Genomic DNA, 12728 nt, shown 5'->3' with positions numbered 1-12728 from the left:
AGGGTCAGTCGCGCAGCGCGAACCAGACCGTCGTGTCGCCGTACTGCTTCTTCACGTCGAGGGTGAGGCCGTCGGGCCAGCCCGGTTCGCCGTCGCGCGAGGCGCGCTCGACGACGACGAGGGCCTGCTCGTCGAGCGAGGGCAGCAGGGCCGTGAGGTCGGCGGTGAGGTCGGCGGCCGACAGCTCGTAGGGCGGGTCGAAGAAGACGAGGTCGACGAGCGCCGAGCCGCCCTCGAGGTACGACCGCACGGGCTGGGCGACGACGTCGACTCGCGGGGGAGTGCCCCGGGGCGGTCGGGGTGCCCGTGCCAGGACCGACTCGACGTTGCGGCGCAGCACCTTCGCGGCGGCCGGGGCCTTCTCGACCAGGACGACCGAGGCGGCACCCCGCGACGCCGCCTCGAGCCCGAGGCCGCCCGTGCCGGCGTAGAGGTCGAGCACGCGCCGGCCCCGGATCTCGTCGCGTGCGTCGAGCGACGAGAACAGCGCCTCACGCACCCGGTCGCTCGTGGGCCGCGTCCCGACCTTGGGGACGACGAGCGAGAGGTTGTCGGCGAAGCCGGAGATGATGCGGGACATGGGGTCAACCATGCCAGGTCGACACGCGACACCCGGCGCGCACCGGGCGCGCACCCGGCACGCACGTGGTTCGAGCATCCCGACAACGCATCACCGTCGACCACCCCGCCCGGTCGTCGGACCTGCACAACCGAGTTGGCGGTGCCCGCCGACGTCGGCAGCATCGGTGCCATGACCAGCGTTGATCGTACTGTGAGGCCCTCGTTCACGAAGTCGCTGTTCGCCGGGCGCATCGCCTCCGAACTCGTCTTCCCGTACCCGCAGATGACCGCGGCCGAGAAGGCCCGGGTCGAGACGGTCTCGGCGTCCGCCCGCGAGGTGCTCGCCGGCTACGACCCGCTGAAGGCCGAACGCGACGGGTGGATCGGCGACGACCTCGTGCGCGAACTGGGCGAGCGGGGTCTGATGGGACTCTTCGTCTCCGAGGAGTACGGCGGTCTCGGGCTCGGCCAGAGCGCCTACTGCCGCGTGTACGAGGAGTTCGGTCGGGTCGACGGCACCCTGGCCACCGTCATGGGGGTGCACCAGTCGATCGGGACGAAGCCCCTGCACCTCTACGGCACCGACGACCAGAAGGCGCGGTGGCTGCCCGACCTGGCGAGCGGCCGGAAGCTCGCGGCGTTCGTGCTCACCGAGCCGAACGTGGGCAGCGACGCCTACGCGCTCGAGACCCGGGCCGAGCGGCAGAGCGACGGCAGCTGGCTGCTGAACGGCGAGAAACGGTGGATCGGCAACGGCGACAAGGACGTCCTGACCGTCTTCGCGCAGAGCGACCTCGGACACGTCGCGCTGATCGTCGAGAAGGGCATGGAGGGGCTGAGCACCGGCCCGCGGTTCGAGACCCACGGCCTCAAGGCCAACCACCTGCAGCGCGTGCACTTCAAGGACGTCCGGGTGCCCGCCGAGAACTTGCTCGGCGAGCCGGGTGACGGCTTCCGCATCGCGGTCAACACGCTCAACAACGGTCGCATGTCGATGGGCACGGCCATCGCGGGCGGCATGAAGCGGTTCCTCGAGCTGAGCCTCGAACACACGGAGGCGCGGCACCAGTTCGGCAGACCGCTCGCCGACTTCGAGATGGTCGGCGACAAGCTCGCCTGGATGACGCAGCAGATCTACGGCGTCGAGTCGATGTCGTACCTGACCACGGGCCTCGTCGACCGCGGCGACACCGACTTCGCGCTCGAGTCCGCCCTGACCAAGGTCGCCGCGAGCGACACCGGCTGGTACGCCCTCAACCGGGCCGTGCAGCTGCACGGCGGTGAGGCGTACATGGAGGGGCACCCGCTGTCGAAGGCCCTGCGCGACTTCCGCATCTTCCCGATCTTCGAGGGGGCCAACGACGTCCTGCGCGCGTTCGTCGCCCTGAACGGCCTCAAGACGCTCAGCGAGGAGCTGCCCGACGTCGCGTCGCTGCGACTCGGCGACCCCGGTCGGGCGCTCGGGGTGCTCGCGCCGTACGTCGCAGGGCGCGTGCAGCGACGCATCCGGCCCGAGCGGCCGGTCGGGGTCCATCCCGCGCTCGCCAAGCAGGCCGCCGAGCTCGGCGACCAGGTCTCGCGGCTGCGCGAGCGCACCGAGGGGGCGCTCCGCAAGCACGGCAAGAAGGTGCAAGAGAGGCAGCTCGTCCAGAAGCGCCTCGCCGACGCGGCGAGCGGCATCTACGCGCAGACGGCCGTCCTCTCCCGGGCCTCGACGGCCCTGCAGGAGGCGCGGGCCGACTCCGACGCCGAGCGTCACCTGGCCGTCGGCTTCTGCAAGCAGTCCGCCCGCGGAGTGGGACGGCAGCTGCGGGCCCTCGAGGTGAACGACGACGGGCACGTGGCCGACCTCGCGAAGTCGACCCGCGCCTCCGGCGGGTACTCCTTCTCGCTCTGATCACGGGCGGGCCCGACGGGGTCCGGCGCAGCCTGGCGCGGGCGCTGTCGGGGGCGGGCGCTAGCGTGGTGTCCGTGCCCGACTCACCCCTCGACGCGTCGCTGGCCGGGGCCCTCGGCGGCCGGACGGCCACCGCCCTGCAGAAGGCCTTCGGCCTGCGCACGGTCGGCGACCTGCTGACGCACTTCCCCCGGCGCTACGCCCGTCGGGGCGAGCTCACGGCGCTCGACCAACTGCCCCTCGGCGAGTCCGTCACGATCGTGGCCCAGGTGCTCGACGTGCGCGAACGCACGATGCGCGCCCGGCGCGGGTCGATCCTCGAGGTGCGCATCGGCGACGGCCAGGGCATCCTGACGCTCACCTTCTTCAACCAGGCCTGGCGGGCCAAAGACCTGGTGCCGGGTGCTCGGGGCATCTTCGCCGGCAAGGTCGGCGACTACCGGGGGCTCCGTCAGCTGGCTCACCCCGACTACGAGCTGTTCGACGCCTCTCACGAGGCCGTCGCCGGGGTCGGCGACCAGCAGGCCCAGAAGTGGGCGAAGCAGCCCATCCCGATCTACCCGGCCAGCGCCTCCGTCGCGTCCTGGCAGGTGCAGAAGTCGGTCGAGGTGCTGCTCGACGGCCTGCCGCCGATCGACGACGTGGTGCCGGCGTCGGTCCGGTCCGAGCTCGACCTCATGCCCGTGTCCGAGGCGTACGAGCGCATCCACCGTCCCGAGACCGACCGTGACCACCTCACGGCCCGTGACACCCTGCGGTTCGACGAGGCCTTCGTGCTGCAGAGCGCCCTGCTCCAGCAGCGGGCGCTCGTGCGTCGATCGGCCGCCACCCCACGCCGTGCCACGCCCGACGGCCTGCTCGCCACCTTCGACGCCGCCCTGCCCTTCGACCGGACGGGCGACCAGCGCCTCGTCGGCGACGAGATCACCCGCGACCTCGAGGCCGAGGTGCCCATGAACCGCCTCGTGCAGGGCGAGGTCGGCTCGGGCAAGACCCTCGTCGCCCTGCGGGCGATGCTCGCGGTGGCCGAGAGCGGTGGCCAGTCGGCCCTGCTGGCCCCGACCGAGGTGCTCGCGGCACAGCACCTGCGGTCGATCACGGCCACACTCGGGCCCGACCTGGCGGCCCGACTGCGCCCGACCCTGCTGACCGGTCAGATGACGGTCGCCCAGCGCAAGAAAGCGCTGCTGTCGATCGTCAGCGGCCAGGCGCACGTCGTCGTGGGCACCCACGCCCTGATCAGCGAGACCGTCGAGTTCTTCGACCTCGGCCTCGTCGTCGTCGACGAGCAGCACCGCTTCGGCGTCGACCAGCGTGAGGCGCTGCGGAAGAAAGGCGCCACGCCGCCGCACGTGCTCGTCCTGACCGCGACGCCGATCCCGCGCACCGTGGCCATGACGGTCTTCGGCGACCTCGACGTGTCGACCATCGCCGAACTGCCGAAGGGCCGCCAGCCGATCGAGTCCTTCGTCGTGCCCCTCGCCGACCACCCGACCTGGGGCGGCCGCATCTGGCAGCGCTCGGCCGAGGAGGTGGCGAAGGGGCGACAGGTGTTCGTCGTCTGCCCGGCGATCGACGCGGTCACGGCCGAACCCGGCGACCCGCCCGACGCCGACGTCGGACCCGGCGACGATCAGCCCGGGGCCGACGCGTCGGTCGCTCCGGCACCCGAACGCGCGAGCGTCGAGGGGGTCATGGCCCGGGTGCCCACGATCCCCGTGCTGCAGGGCCTGCGCGTCGAGCCCCTCCACGGGCGCATGTCGTCCGACGAGAAGGACGACGTCATGCGTCGCTTCGCGGCCGGTGACATCGACGTGCTCGTCGCGACGACGGTCATCGAGGTGGGGGTCGACGTGCCGAACGCCTCGACCATGGTCGTGCTCGACGCCGACCGGTTCGGCGTCTCGCAACTGCACCAGTTGCGCGGTCGCGTCGGCCGCGGCGGTCACCCGGGGCTCTGCCTGCTCGTCACCCATGCTGCGGCCGACACCGTGGCCCGCGAGCGGGTCGACGCGGTCGCGGCCACACTCGACGGCTTCGAGCTCGCGCAGGTCGACCTCGACCTGCGTCGCGAGGGCGACGTGCTCGGCAACCTCCAGTCGGGCGGCCGGTCGTCCCTGCGTCTGCTGCGGGTGGCGCGCGACGGCGACCTCATCGGCCTCGCCCGCGAGCACGCGGCCGAGGTCCTCGACGCCGATCCCCGCCTGGTCGACCACCCCGCCCTCGCCGCGGCCATCGCGCGTCGACTCGACGACCGGGGCCGCGAGGCCATGGGCAAGAACTGAGCGCGCCGTGGTGCGTGATGCGTCCTCGACCCCGCCGTCGCCCTGGGTGTCCGTCCGGGGTCGGCGGGATACAGTGACCGGATGAGCAGGATCGCCGTCGTGCCGGGTTCGTTCGACCCCGTGACCCTCGGTCACGTGGACGTGATCGCCCGGGCCGCCAACATCTTCGACGAAGTGCACGTCCTCGTCGTGCACAACCCCGAGAAGAGTGCGCTCCTGCCCCTCGCGCAGCGCGTCTCCCTGCTCACCGAATCGCTCCGGGCGGCCGGGCTGCCCGAGACCGTCACGGTCCACAGCTGGAGCGTCGGGCTGCTCGTCGACTACTGCACCGAGGTCGGGGCGAGCGTGCTCGTCAAGGGCATCCGATCGCAGGTCGACGTCGCCTACGAGACCCCGATGGCGATCATGAACCGCAGCCTCGCCGGTGTCGAGACCGTCTTCCTGCTCCCCGACCCGGCCCATGCGCACGTGTCGAGCTCGCTCGTGCGGCAGGTGGCCTCGCTCGGCGGGGACGTGTCGCCCTACGTGCCCGAGGCCGTGGCCGCCTACCTCAGCACCACCTGACCCCGACCCCACCCGACGAGGACGCCGCGATGACCACGACCAACGACCCCACCGTCGAGCCCGCCGCCGTCCGCGCGACCGGCTCCGGGCCCACGATGTCGCTCGCCGAGGTCCAGCAGCGCGCGAGGGGCATCCTCGAGGCCGTGGCCACCGTGATCGACGGCAAGGACGGCGCCATCTCGACGGCGCTCACGGTCCTGCTCGCCGAGGGTCACCTGTTGATCGAGGACGTCCCGGGCGTCGGCAAGACCCAGCTGGCCCGGGCACTCGCCAAGGCGGTCGACGCGACCGTCACCCGCATCCAGTTCACCCCCGACCTGCTGCCGAGCGACATCACGGGCGTCTCGGTCTACGACCGGCAGAGCGGCGGGTTCGGGTTCAAGCCCCGGCCCCTCCTCCCCAACGCCGCCATCGGCGCCGAGGTCAACCGCGCCTCGCCGCAGACGCAGTCGGCGCTGCTCGAGAGCCTCGAAGAGCGCCAGGTGACGGTCGACGGCATCACGCACCCGCTGCCCTCGCCCTTCCTCGTCGTGGCGACGCAGAACCCCGTCGAGATGGAGGGCACCTACAACCTGCCCGAGGCTCAGCGCGACCGGTTCATGGCCCGCATCTCGTTGGGTTACCCCGATGCCCGCAGCGAGCTGCGCATGCTGCAGCAGCGCGAGCGGGTCAGCCCACTCGACACGCTGCGCCCGCTCGTCTCGCTCGACGAGCTGACGCGCATGATCGCCGCCGTCCGCACGGTCTACACCGCGCAGGCGGTCGAAGAATACGCCGTGCGGATCGTCCAGGCGACGCGCGTCCACCCCGACGTGCGTCTCGGGGCCAGCCCCCGCGCGACCCTGCAACTCATGCGGGCGGCCAAGTCCTGGGCCGCCCTCAACGGCCGAGGCTACGTGGTCCCCGACGACGTCGACGCCCTCACCGGTCCCGTCCTCGGCCACCGGGTCATCCTCGCCGGCCGAGCCGGGGCGGGGGCGGTCTCGGCGGCCTACGACCTCGTCGCCGAGGTCGTCGAACAGACCCCCGTCCCGCTCGGCGACGCGACCGACGCCCGCTGACCGTGAGACGGGGTGGGGTCCCCAGGCCGACCGGCCGTGGCGTCGGCGTGCTCGCCGCCGGGGTGCTCGTCGTGCTCGTGGGCTGGCTGCTGCAGGCCCCGCCCCTCGTCTTCGCCGGCTCGACGCTCGTCGTCCTGATCGTGGCCGTCACGCTCTCCCTGCTCTTCCGCACGGCCGACGTGCGGGTCACCCGTCGCTTCACTCCCGACCGTGGCGTCGCGGGGTGGTCCGCCGTCGAGACGGTCACGGTCCTTCCCCGAGGGGCTCGGACCAGCGGTACCGTGCGGGTCCGCGAGCAGCTGCCGTTCGGGCGACTGTCCGACTCCGAGGCCGCGGCCGTCCTGCTCGTGCCGGGCCGTGCCTCCTCGGCGGTCTTCCGTCACCACGACCTGCCGCGCGGTCGGCACCGCATCGGACCCCTGCACGTCGACCTCGTCGAGTCGTACGGCGTCGCCCGGCGACGGGTCGTGGCGGCCGGCGTGGCCGAGTTAGTCGTCGTGCCCGACGTCGTCGAGGTGGGGCTGGGACGCGAGTCCCGTGCCCTGGGCGACGGGTCGAGACGGCAGCGCGAGCACAGCCTGGCCGGTGGCGAGGACGATCCGGTCACGCGTGAGTACCGCCGGGGTGACCCGATGCGTCGGGTGCACTGGAAGGCCACGGCCCGGCACGGCGAGCTCATGGTCCGACAAGAAGAGCAGCACGGCCTGCCCAGCGCGCGGGTCGTCATCGCCGTCGCAGCCGAGGGATGGTCCGACGCGCGCCCGACGGTGCCGCCGACGAGCGGCGTCCGGGCGAGGTCGGCGACCGCCGCGATCCCGCTCGTCAGCGACGCCTTCGAGTGGGCGGTCTCGTTCGCCGCGACGATCGCGGTCGAGGTCGGCCACGCGGGGTCGGCGACCGTGCTGACGACACCCGGCGGCACGCTCGTCGCCCGGCACGACCCGGCGCCGACCACGGGGTTCCTCGACGACCTCGCCGACCTGCGGCTCGACGACGCGCTCGGGGCACCGGCTCCCGCCCCGTCGCCCCGGGAGCCCGTCGTGGCGGTCGTCTCGGGACTGGGCCGGCTCGATCTCGAGCTGCTCGTCGCCTCGAGGGCTCCCGGGTCGTCGGCGGTCGCCGTCGTCGTCACCGCCGCCCTGCCCCTCGGTGCCGGCCTGACCTCACGACCCGCACGCCTCGCCGACGGTCCGGGCCGGGGCGACGACCCCGTGCTCGCCCCCGACGAGGTCGCCGGCGCCCTGCGCGACTCCGGCTGGCGGGTCGTCGAGACGGACTCGAGCGTCGACGGCGGCCGCCTGATCACGACCTCGGGGGTCCTCGATGACTGACTCGCCGACCCGCGTGGGGTTCTTCGGGGCCGAGCCCGCGGGCACGGCCCGCTGGCAGACCTCGGCCTTGCTCTGGCTCGGGCTCGTCCTCTCGCTCGCGGGCCTGCACCCCGTCTTCGTCGGGGTCGGGTGGTGGGTCGCGGGGGCCGTCGTGGCCGCCGTGGTGCTGGGGGGCTCCCTGGCGGTCCGGGCGCTGGGAGGCGCCTCCTGGCTGGGCGTGGTCGGCGGGGCGGTCCTCGGCGCGCTCGTCACGACGGCCTTCGCCTCCGGAGGGACGGCCCTGCTCGGGGTCGTGCCGACGGGGGCGACCTTCGCGCGCATCCCCGAGCTCTCGGCTCAGGCGAACGCGGCCCTCGTCGAGGGATCGGCCCCCGTCGAGGTGAACGACGGCCTGCTGGTCACGGTGGCCCTCTCGGTCCTCGTGGTCGCCGTCGTCACCGACCTGCTGTCGTCGGTGGGGCAGCTGCCGGTCGTGACCGGGGTCTTCCCGGCCCTCGTGCTGGCCGTGCCGACCTTCGTGCCGGGCGTCGTCACGAGCTGGCCCTGGGTGGTGGCGACCGTGCTGGCCTACCTCGTGCTGCTCATGGTCTCCACCGGGCGACGACCCTCGCGTGCCGGCCTCGTCGGTGCCGCCGCGTCGGTCGCCGTGGCCGGGCTCCTGACGGCCGTAGTCCCCCTGACGGGCGTGGCGCCGTTGACCGGTTCGGGGGCCGGTCCCGGCCTCGCGCCCGGCGTGAACCCGATCATCGGCCTCGGCGACGACCTGCGGCGGGGCGCCCCGATCCCCGTCCTGTCGTACCGGACCGCCGACCCGCAGGGAAACTCCCTCAAGCTCGTCGACCTGGGGGCCTTCTCGGGCCGCACGTGGAGTCCCGCCGACGTGCCGCTCGACCCGCTCAACACGCTCGACACCCTGCCCGACGCTCCCGGCATCGACCCGGGCACCGCACGACGCGACGTCACGACCGACGTCACGATCGGGGCGCTGCGCAGCCCGTACTTGCCCGTCCCGGTGCCGCCGACGACCATCGAGGGCCTCGACGACGGGTGGCGCTTCGTCGACGAGAGCGGCGTCACCGTCCGCAGCGACTCCGAGGGCACGCAGGGCCTCGAGTACGAGGTGACGAGTCGGCCCGTCGACCCGAGCCCCGCGCAGGTCGTCGCATCGCTCGACGACACGGGGCCCGACATGGCGCCCTACCTCTCGGTCGAGGAGGTGCCGCAGACCGTCACCGACCTCGCCGCCGAGGTGACCGCCGGCTCGGCCAACCCGTTCGACGCGGCCGTCGAGCTGCAGGACTTCTTCCGCGACGGCGACTTCACGTACTCGGAGGACACCCCGGTCCAGCGAGGCTACGACGGCAGCGGCCTCGACGCGATCGAGACGTTCCTGCAGGTCCGCAGCGGGTACTGCGTGCACTTCGCCTCGGCGATGGCGGTCATGGCCCGGACGCTGGGCATCCCGGCGCGGGTGGCCGTGGGCTTCCTGCCGGGCGACCTGCAGGGCGTGGGTGACGACGCCGCGTTCCGGGTGAGCAGCGACGACCTGCACACCTGGCCCGAGCTGTATTTCGCCGGGCTCGGCTGGGTCCCGTTCGAGCCGACCGTCGGCCTCGGCGCCCCCCAGCAGTACCTGCAGCAGACCGGTGTCGAGCCGAGCGACGTCCCCAGCGACGACGCCAGCACCGCGCCCGACGCGAGCACGGCCCCCTCGGCCTCGACCGCTCCGACCAGCGCAGCTCCGAGCGCGAGCGCCACGCCGACGTCCGCCGCCTCGGGTCCGGGCTCCGGCGTCGGGCCCGTCCCGTCGATCGCCCTGTCGGTGCTCGCGGCGCTCGTGCTCGCCGCCCTCGTCGTCCCCTCGGGTCTGCGCGTCGGCCGTCGACGTCGTCGTCTGTCGGCGTCCCCGCCCGACCTGGCGCTGCACGCCTGGCACGAGGTGGTCGACACCGCTCGAGACCTGGGTGTCCCGGTGACGGCCACGATGACCCCGTCGGCCGTCGCCGACCTGCTGGCGCAGCGCCTCGGGGCAGGGGGCGCCGTGACCGGAACGGCGACGACACCGTCCTCCGGCCGGTCGCCCAGGGCCGAGGAGGCGCGGGTCGCCTCGGTCGCGCTGCTGGACGCTCTGCAGGCCGAGCGCTTCGGGGCCGAGCCGGCCGCTCGGCAGGTGCAGGCGGACGCGCGTCGCGTGATCGACGGGCTCCGCGCCTCCTCGTCCGTGGGGCAGCGCGTCGCGGCCACGATCGCGCCGCGATCGCTCGTCGGGGGCACGGAGGCGGCGTCCGGCTCGACGGCGTAAACTCTCTCTTCGTGCCTCATTTCACCCAGACCCCCTACACCGTCCCGGTGTTCGACCTCGTGCACCGTCCGGGCGAGATGCGCGAGCACGAACTCGACGTCGTCGTGCCCGAGAAGCTCGGCGAGGGCCAGATCTCGGTGCCGAAGGGTGCCGAGCTGGCGATCGACGTCAAGCTCGAGGGGCTGCACGACGGCATCCTGGTGTCCGCGCACGTCTCGGGCACGGCGGTCGGTGAGTGCAGCCGATGCCTCCGTGACATCTCCGAGCCCGTCGAAGTCGATTTCGCCGAGCTTTTCGCGTACGATGTCGACGAAGCTTTTGACTATCAGGTTCAAGACGATCACGTGGATCTTGAACCCGTGGTCAGAGACGCAGTGGTTCTGTCACTGCCCTTCCAGCCGGTTTGTCGGCCGGATTGTCCGGGCCTCGACCCCGAAACGGGCGAGCGCGTGGACGACATCCCCGACTACCAGCCCCGCGAGATCGCCGACCCCCGCTGGTCGGCCCTGGCAGGGTTCCAGGCTGAATCGGCACCCGCCGACGGCACGTCACAGGGCACCGGTCACGACGACCGGCGCCCGGCCGACGAGCAGCACTGAACACCACCGCGTCACCCACCATCGTCAGACCCAGGCACCCGTGAGGGTGCCGACAGAGAGAAGAGAAACCCATGGCCGTCCCGAAGCGCAAGCAGTCACGCTCCAACACGCACGCTCGTCGTTCGCAGTGGAAGGCCACGCCGGTCCAGCTCGTCAAGACGATCGAGAACGGCAAGGTCACCTACAGCCTCCCGCACCGTGCCAAGGTCGTCGAGGACAGCGCCGGCACCGCCCTGTACATGGAGTACAAGGGCCGCAAGGTCGCCGACGTCTGATCACCGACGTGAACCCGTCCACCCTCGCGGTGAGCGCATGAGTCAGCCCGAGTCGAGCCCTGGTGCCGACCGGGCTGTTCTCTTGTCCCGGCTGCAGATCGAGCTCAGCGACGACCTGATCGACCAGGCGCTCACCCACCGGTCGTACTCGTACGAGCACGGCGGCGTCGGCAACAACGAGCGCCTCGAGTTCCTCGGTGACTCCATCCTGGGCCAGGCCGTCACGGTCATGCTCTTCACCGAGAACCCCGACCTCGACGAGGGTGACCTCGCCAAGCGTCGGGCCAGTCTCGTCAGCACCGTCGCCCTGGCCGAGGTCGCCCGCATCATCGGTCTCGGCCCGCACCTGCGCCTCGGTCGCGGCGAAGAGTTGACCGGCGGTCGCGACAAGCACTCGATCCTGGCCGACACCGTCGAGGCCATCATCGGTGCGACCTACCTCGAGGCCGGGGGCGAGGCCGCCACGGCGCTCGTGCTGCGTCTCGTCGCGCCGCTGCTCGTCGACCCCGATCGCTTCGGTGCCGCGATGGACCCCAAGACCAGCCTGCAAGAACTGGCCGCGACCCTGGGGCGCGGCATGCCCTCGTACTCGGTGACCGACAGCGGCCCCGATCACGACAAGCGCTTCCACGCCGTGGTCGCCCTGGGTGACGAGCAGGGCGTCGCCGAGGGGTCGGGTAGCAGCAAGAAGCAGGCCGAGATGGCCGCCGCGCTCGGGGCCTGGACGTCGCTCAACGCGTCGGCCGCCGGGGTGGCCGCCGCCCGTCGGGCCGCAGCCTCCGCCGACTGATCGTGCCCGAACTGCCCGAGGTCGAGGTCGTCCGAGCCGGTCTGCACCCCGTGGTGGCCGGTGCCGTGGTGACGGCGGTCGACGTCCTCGACCAGCGGTCGCTCAAGCGACACCGCGGTCCGAGCGACGACTTCGCCGACCGGCTAGTCGGTGGCACCATCGACTCGGCCGTCCGCCGGGGCAAGTTCCTCTGGTTCCCCTTCGAGCCGGCCGAGCCGCACGAGCAGCCCCTGGCCCTCGTGGCTCACCTCGGCATGAGCGGTCAGGTGCTGCTCCGCAGCCGGGACGCCGAGCCCGACCGCCTGATGCGCATCCGGCTCGAGGTCGAGAGCCCCTCGCTCGGTCCCGTGCGACTCGCCTTCGTCGACCAGCGCATCTTCGGCTCGATGGCCCTCGACGAGAGCGTGCCCACGCCGGACGGGCGGGCGGCGGGGTTCGCCGGCCCGCGCCTCCTGGGGTCCGCTGTCGAGGCCGCTGTCGAGGCTTCCGACGACGCCGGTACGGACGCCCCGCCGACCAGCGCCGCCGGGACCGACGCCGATCCGGCCGCGTGGGTGCGCCGGGTCCCGCAGCAGGTCTCGCACATCGCTCGCGACCCGCTCGACCCGGCCTTCGACGAGTCGCGGGTGATCACCCGGCTGCTGGCCCGACGCACCGGTGTGAAGCGTGCGCTCCTCGACCAGGGTCTGCTGAGCGGGGTGGGCAACATCTACGCCGACGAGAGCCTCTGGGCCGCGCGGGTGCACCCCGAACAGCCCACCGAGTCGCTGTCGAGGGCGCGTGCCCGCGTGCTGCTGGCCGAGGTGCGTGTCGTGCTGCTCAAGGCGCTCGGCGAGGGCGGGACGAGCTTCGACGCCCAGTACGTCAACGTCAACGGCCAGTCCGGCTACTTCAGCCACAGCCTCGCCGCGTACGGGCAGCAGGGGCGCCCCTGCCCCCGGTGCGGCACCCCCGTCGTGCGCGAGGCCTTCATGACCCGCCCGAGCCACTTCTGCCCCCGCTGCCAGCGGGTGCGCACGCGCTGATCCCTGCCTCGTCCGGCGCCGCCCGCCTCCCCGGACGG

Annotated in this window: 11 protein-coding genes; 10 read left to right on the top strand and 1 reads right to left on the bottom strand. The window is 72.8% G+C overall.

What is annotated here, in order from left to right; translation table 11 throughout:
• Positions 1 to 4: 4 nt before the first annotated feature.
• Complete coding sequence (gene rsmD, locus AEQ27_RS04855; RefSeq protein WP_054145633.1) at positions 5 to 580, bottom strand: 16S rRNA (guanine(966)-N(2))-methyltransferase RsmD; 576 nt, start codon at positions 578 to 580, stop codon at positions 5 to 7.
• A gap of 171 nt (positions 581 to 751) precedes the next feature.
• Here rsmD and AEQ27_RS04850 point away from each other — a divergent pair, with 171 nt between their 5' ends.
• The 10 genes from AEQ27_RS04850 (at position 752) to AEQ27_RS04805 (ending at position 12690) form a co-directional block, all read left to right on the top strand.
• Positions 752 to 2458: an acyl-CoA dehydrogenase family protein gene (locus tag AEQ27_RS04850; RefSeq protein ID WP_152970170.1), complete on the top strand. Its 1707-nt coding sequence runs from the start codon at positions 752 to 754 to the stop codon at positions 2456 to 2458.
• 74 nt (positions 2459 to 2532) lie between these two features.
• Positions 2533 to 4743, top strand: a complete 2211-nt coding sequence (locus AEQ27_RS04845) for an ATP-dependent DNA helicase RecG (RefSeq protein WP_054145674.1) — start codon at positions 2533 to 2535, stop codon at positions 4741 to 4743.
• Between the two features lie 81 nt (positions 4744 to 4824).
• Complete coding sequence (gene coaD / locus AEQ27_RS04840) at positions 4825 to 5307, top strand: pantetheine-phosphate adenylyltransferase (protein ID WP_054145631.1); 483 nt, start codon at positions 4825 to 4827, stop codon at positions 5305 to 5307.
• 29 nt (positions 5308 to 5336) lie between these two features.
• Positions 5337 to 6368, top strand: coding sequence for an AAA family ATPase (locus AEQ27_RS04835; RefSeq protein WP_369813589.1), 1032 nt, complete (start codon positions 5337 to 5339; stop codon positions 6366 to 6368).
• A 47-nt stretch (positions 6369 to 6415) separates the two neighbouring features.
• Entirely contained in the window at positions 6416 to 7699 is a 1284-nt protein-coding gene (locus AEQ27_RS04830; protein WP_054145630.1) for a DUF58 domain-containing protein, read from the top strand.
• Positions 7692 to 10001, top strand: a complete 2310-nt coding sequence (locus AEQ27_RS04825; RefSeq protein WP_054145629.1) for a transglutaminaseTgpA domain-containing protein — start codon at positions 7692 to 7694, stop codon at positions 9999 to 10001. Before AEQ27_RS04830 ends, AEQ27_RS04825 begins: the two co-directional genes overlap by 8 nt.
• A gap of 77 nt (positions 10002 to 10078) precedes the next feature.
• Positions 10079 to 10600 carry a DUF177 domain-containing protein gene (locus AEQ27_RS04820; protein ID WP_082383265.1) on the top strand — a complete coding sequence of 174 codons (522 nt, stop codon included), beginning with the start codon at positions 10079 to 10081 and terminating at the stop codon, positions 10598 to 10600.
• 71 nt (positions 10601 to 10671) lie between these two features.
• On the top strand, positions 10672 to 10875 hold the full coding sequence (rpmF, locus tag AEQ27_RS04815; protein WP_043593937.1) for a 50S ribosomal protein L32: 204 nt from the start codon (positions 10672 to 10674) through the stop codon (positions 10873 to 10875).
• A 37-nt stretch (positions 10876 to 10912) separates the two neighbouring features.
• Positions 10913 to 11665 carry a ribonuclease III gene (gene rnc, locus AEQ27_RS04810; RefSeq protein ID WP_054145628.1) on the top strand — a complete coding sequence of 251 codons (753 nt, stop codon included), beginning with the start codon at positions 10913 to 10915 and terminating at the stop codon, positions 11663 to 11665.
• 2 nt (positions 11666 to 11667) lie between these two features.
• Complete coding sequence (locus AEQ27_RS04805) at positions 11668 to 12690, top strand: DNA-formamidopyrimidine glycosylase family protein (RefSeq protein ID WP_054145627.1); 1023 nt, start codon at positions 11668 to 11670, stop codon at positions 12688 to 12690.
• The last annotated feature ends 38 nt before the right edge of the window (positions 12691 to 12728 follow it).

Origin of the sequence: Frigoribacterium sp. RIT-PI-h (assembly GCF_001297205.1) — a bacterium.
Taxonomy (GTDB): Bacteria; Actinomycetota; Actinomycetes; order Actinomycetales; family Microbacteriaceae; genus Frigoribacterium.
Note: the sequence above shows the minus strand (reverse complement) of the source record. Positions and strands in the feature narration are given on the sequence as shown.

Bases quoted from the DNA above. Each gene is read 5' to 3' on its own strand.
- AEQ27_RS04850 (WP_152970170.1), top strand. From the start codon at position 752: ATGACCAGCGTTGATCGTACTGTGAGGCCCTCGTTCACGAAGTCGCTG.
- rsmD (WP_054145633.1), bottom strand. From the start codon at position 580: ATGTCCCGCATCATCTCCGGCTTCGCCGACAACCTCTCGCTCGTCGTC.
- AEQ27_RS04820 (WP_082383265.1), top strand. From the start codon at position 10,079: ATGCGCGAGCACGAACTCGACGTCGTCGTGCCCGAGAAGCTCGGCGAG.
- rnc (WP_054145628.1), top strand. From the start codon at position 10,913: ATGAGTCAGCCCGAGTCGAGCCCTGGTGCCGACCGGGCTGTTCTCTTG.
- AEQ27_RS04825 (WP_054145629.1), top strand. From the start codon at position 7,692: ATGACTGACTCGCCGACCCGCGTGGGGTTCTTCGGGGCCGAGCCCGCG.
- AEQ27_RS04835 (WP_369813589.1), top strand. From the start codon at position 5,337: ATGACCACGACCAACGACCCCACCGTCGAGCCCGCCGCCGTCCGCGCG.
- coaD (WP_054145631.1), top strand. From the start codon at position 4,825: ATGAGCAGGATCGCCGTCGTGCCGGGTTCGTTCGACCCCGTGACCCTC.
- rpmF (WP_043593937.1), top strand. From the start codon at position 10,672: ATGGCCGTCCCGAAGCGCAAGCAGTCACGCTCCAACACGCACGCTCGT.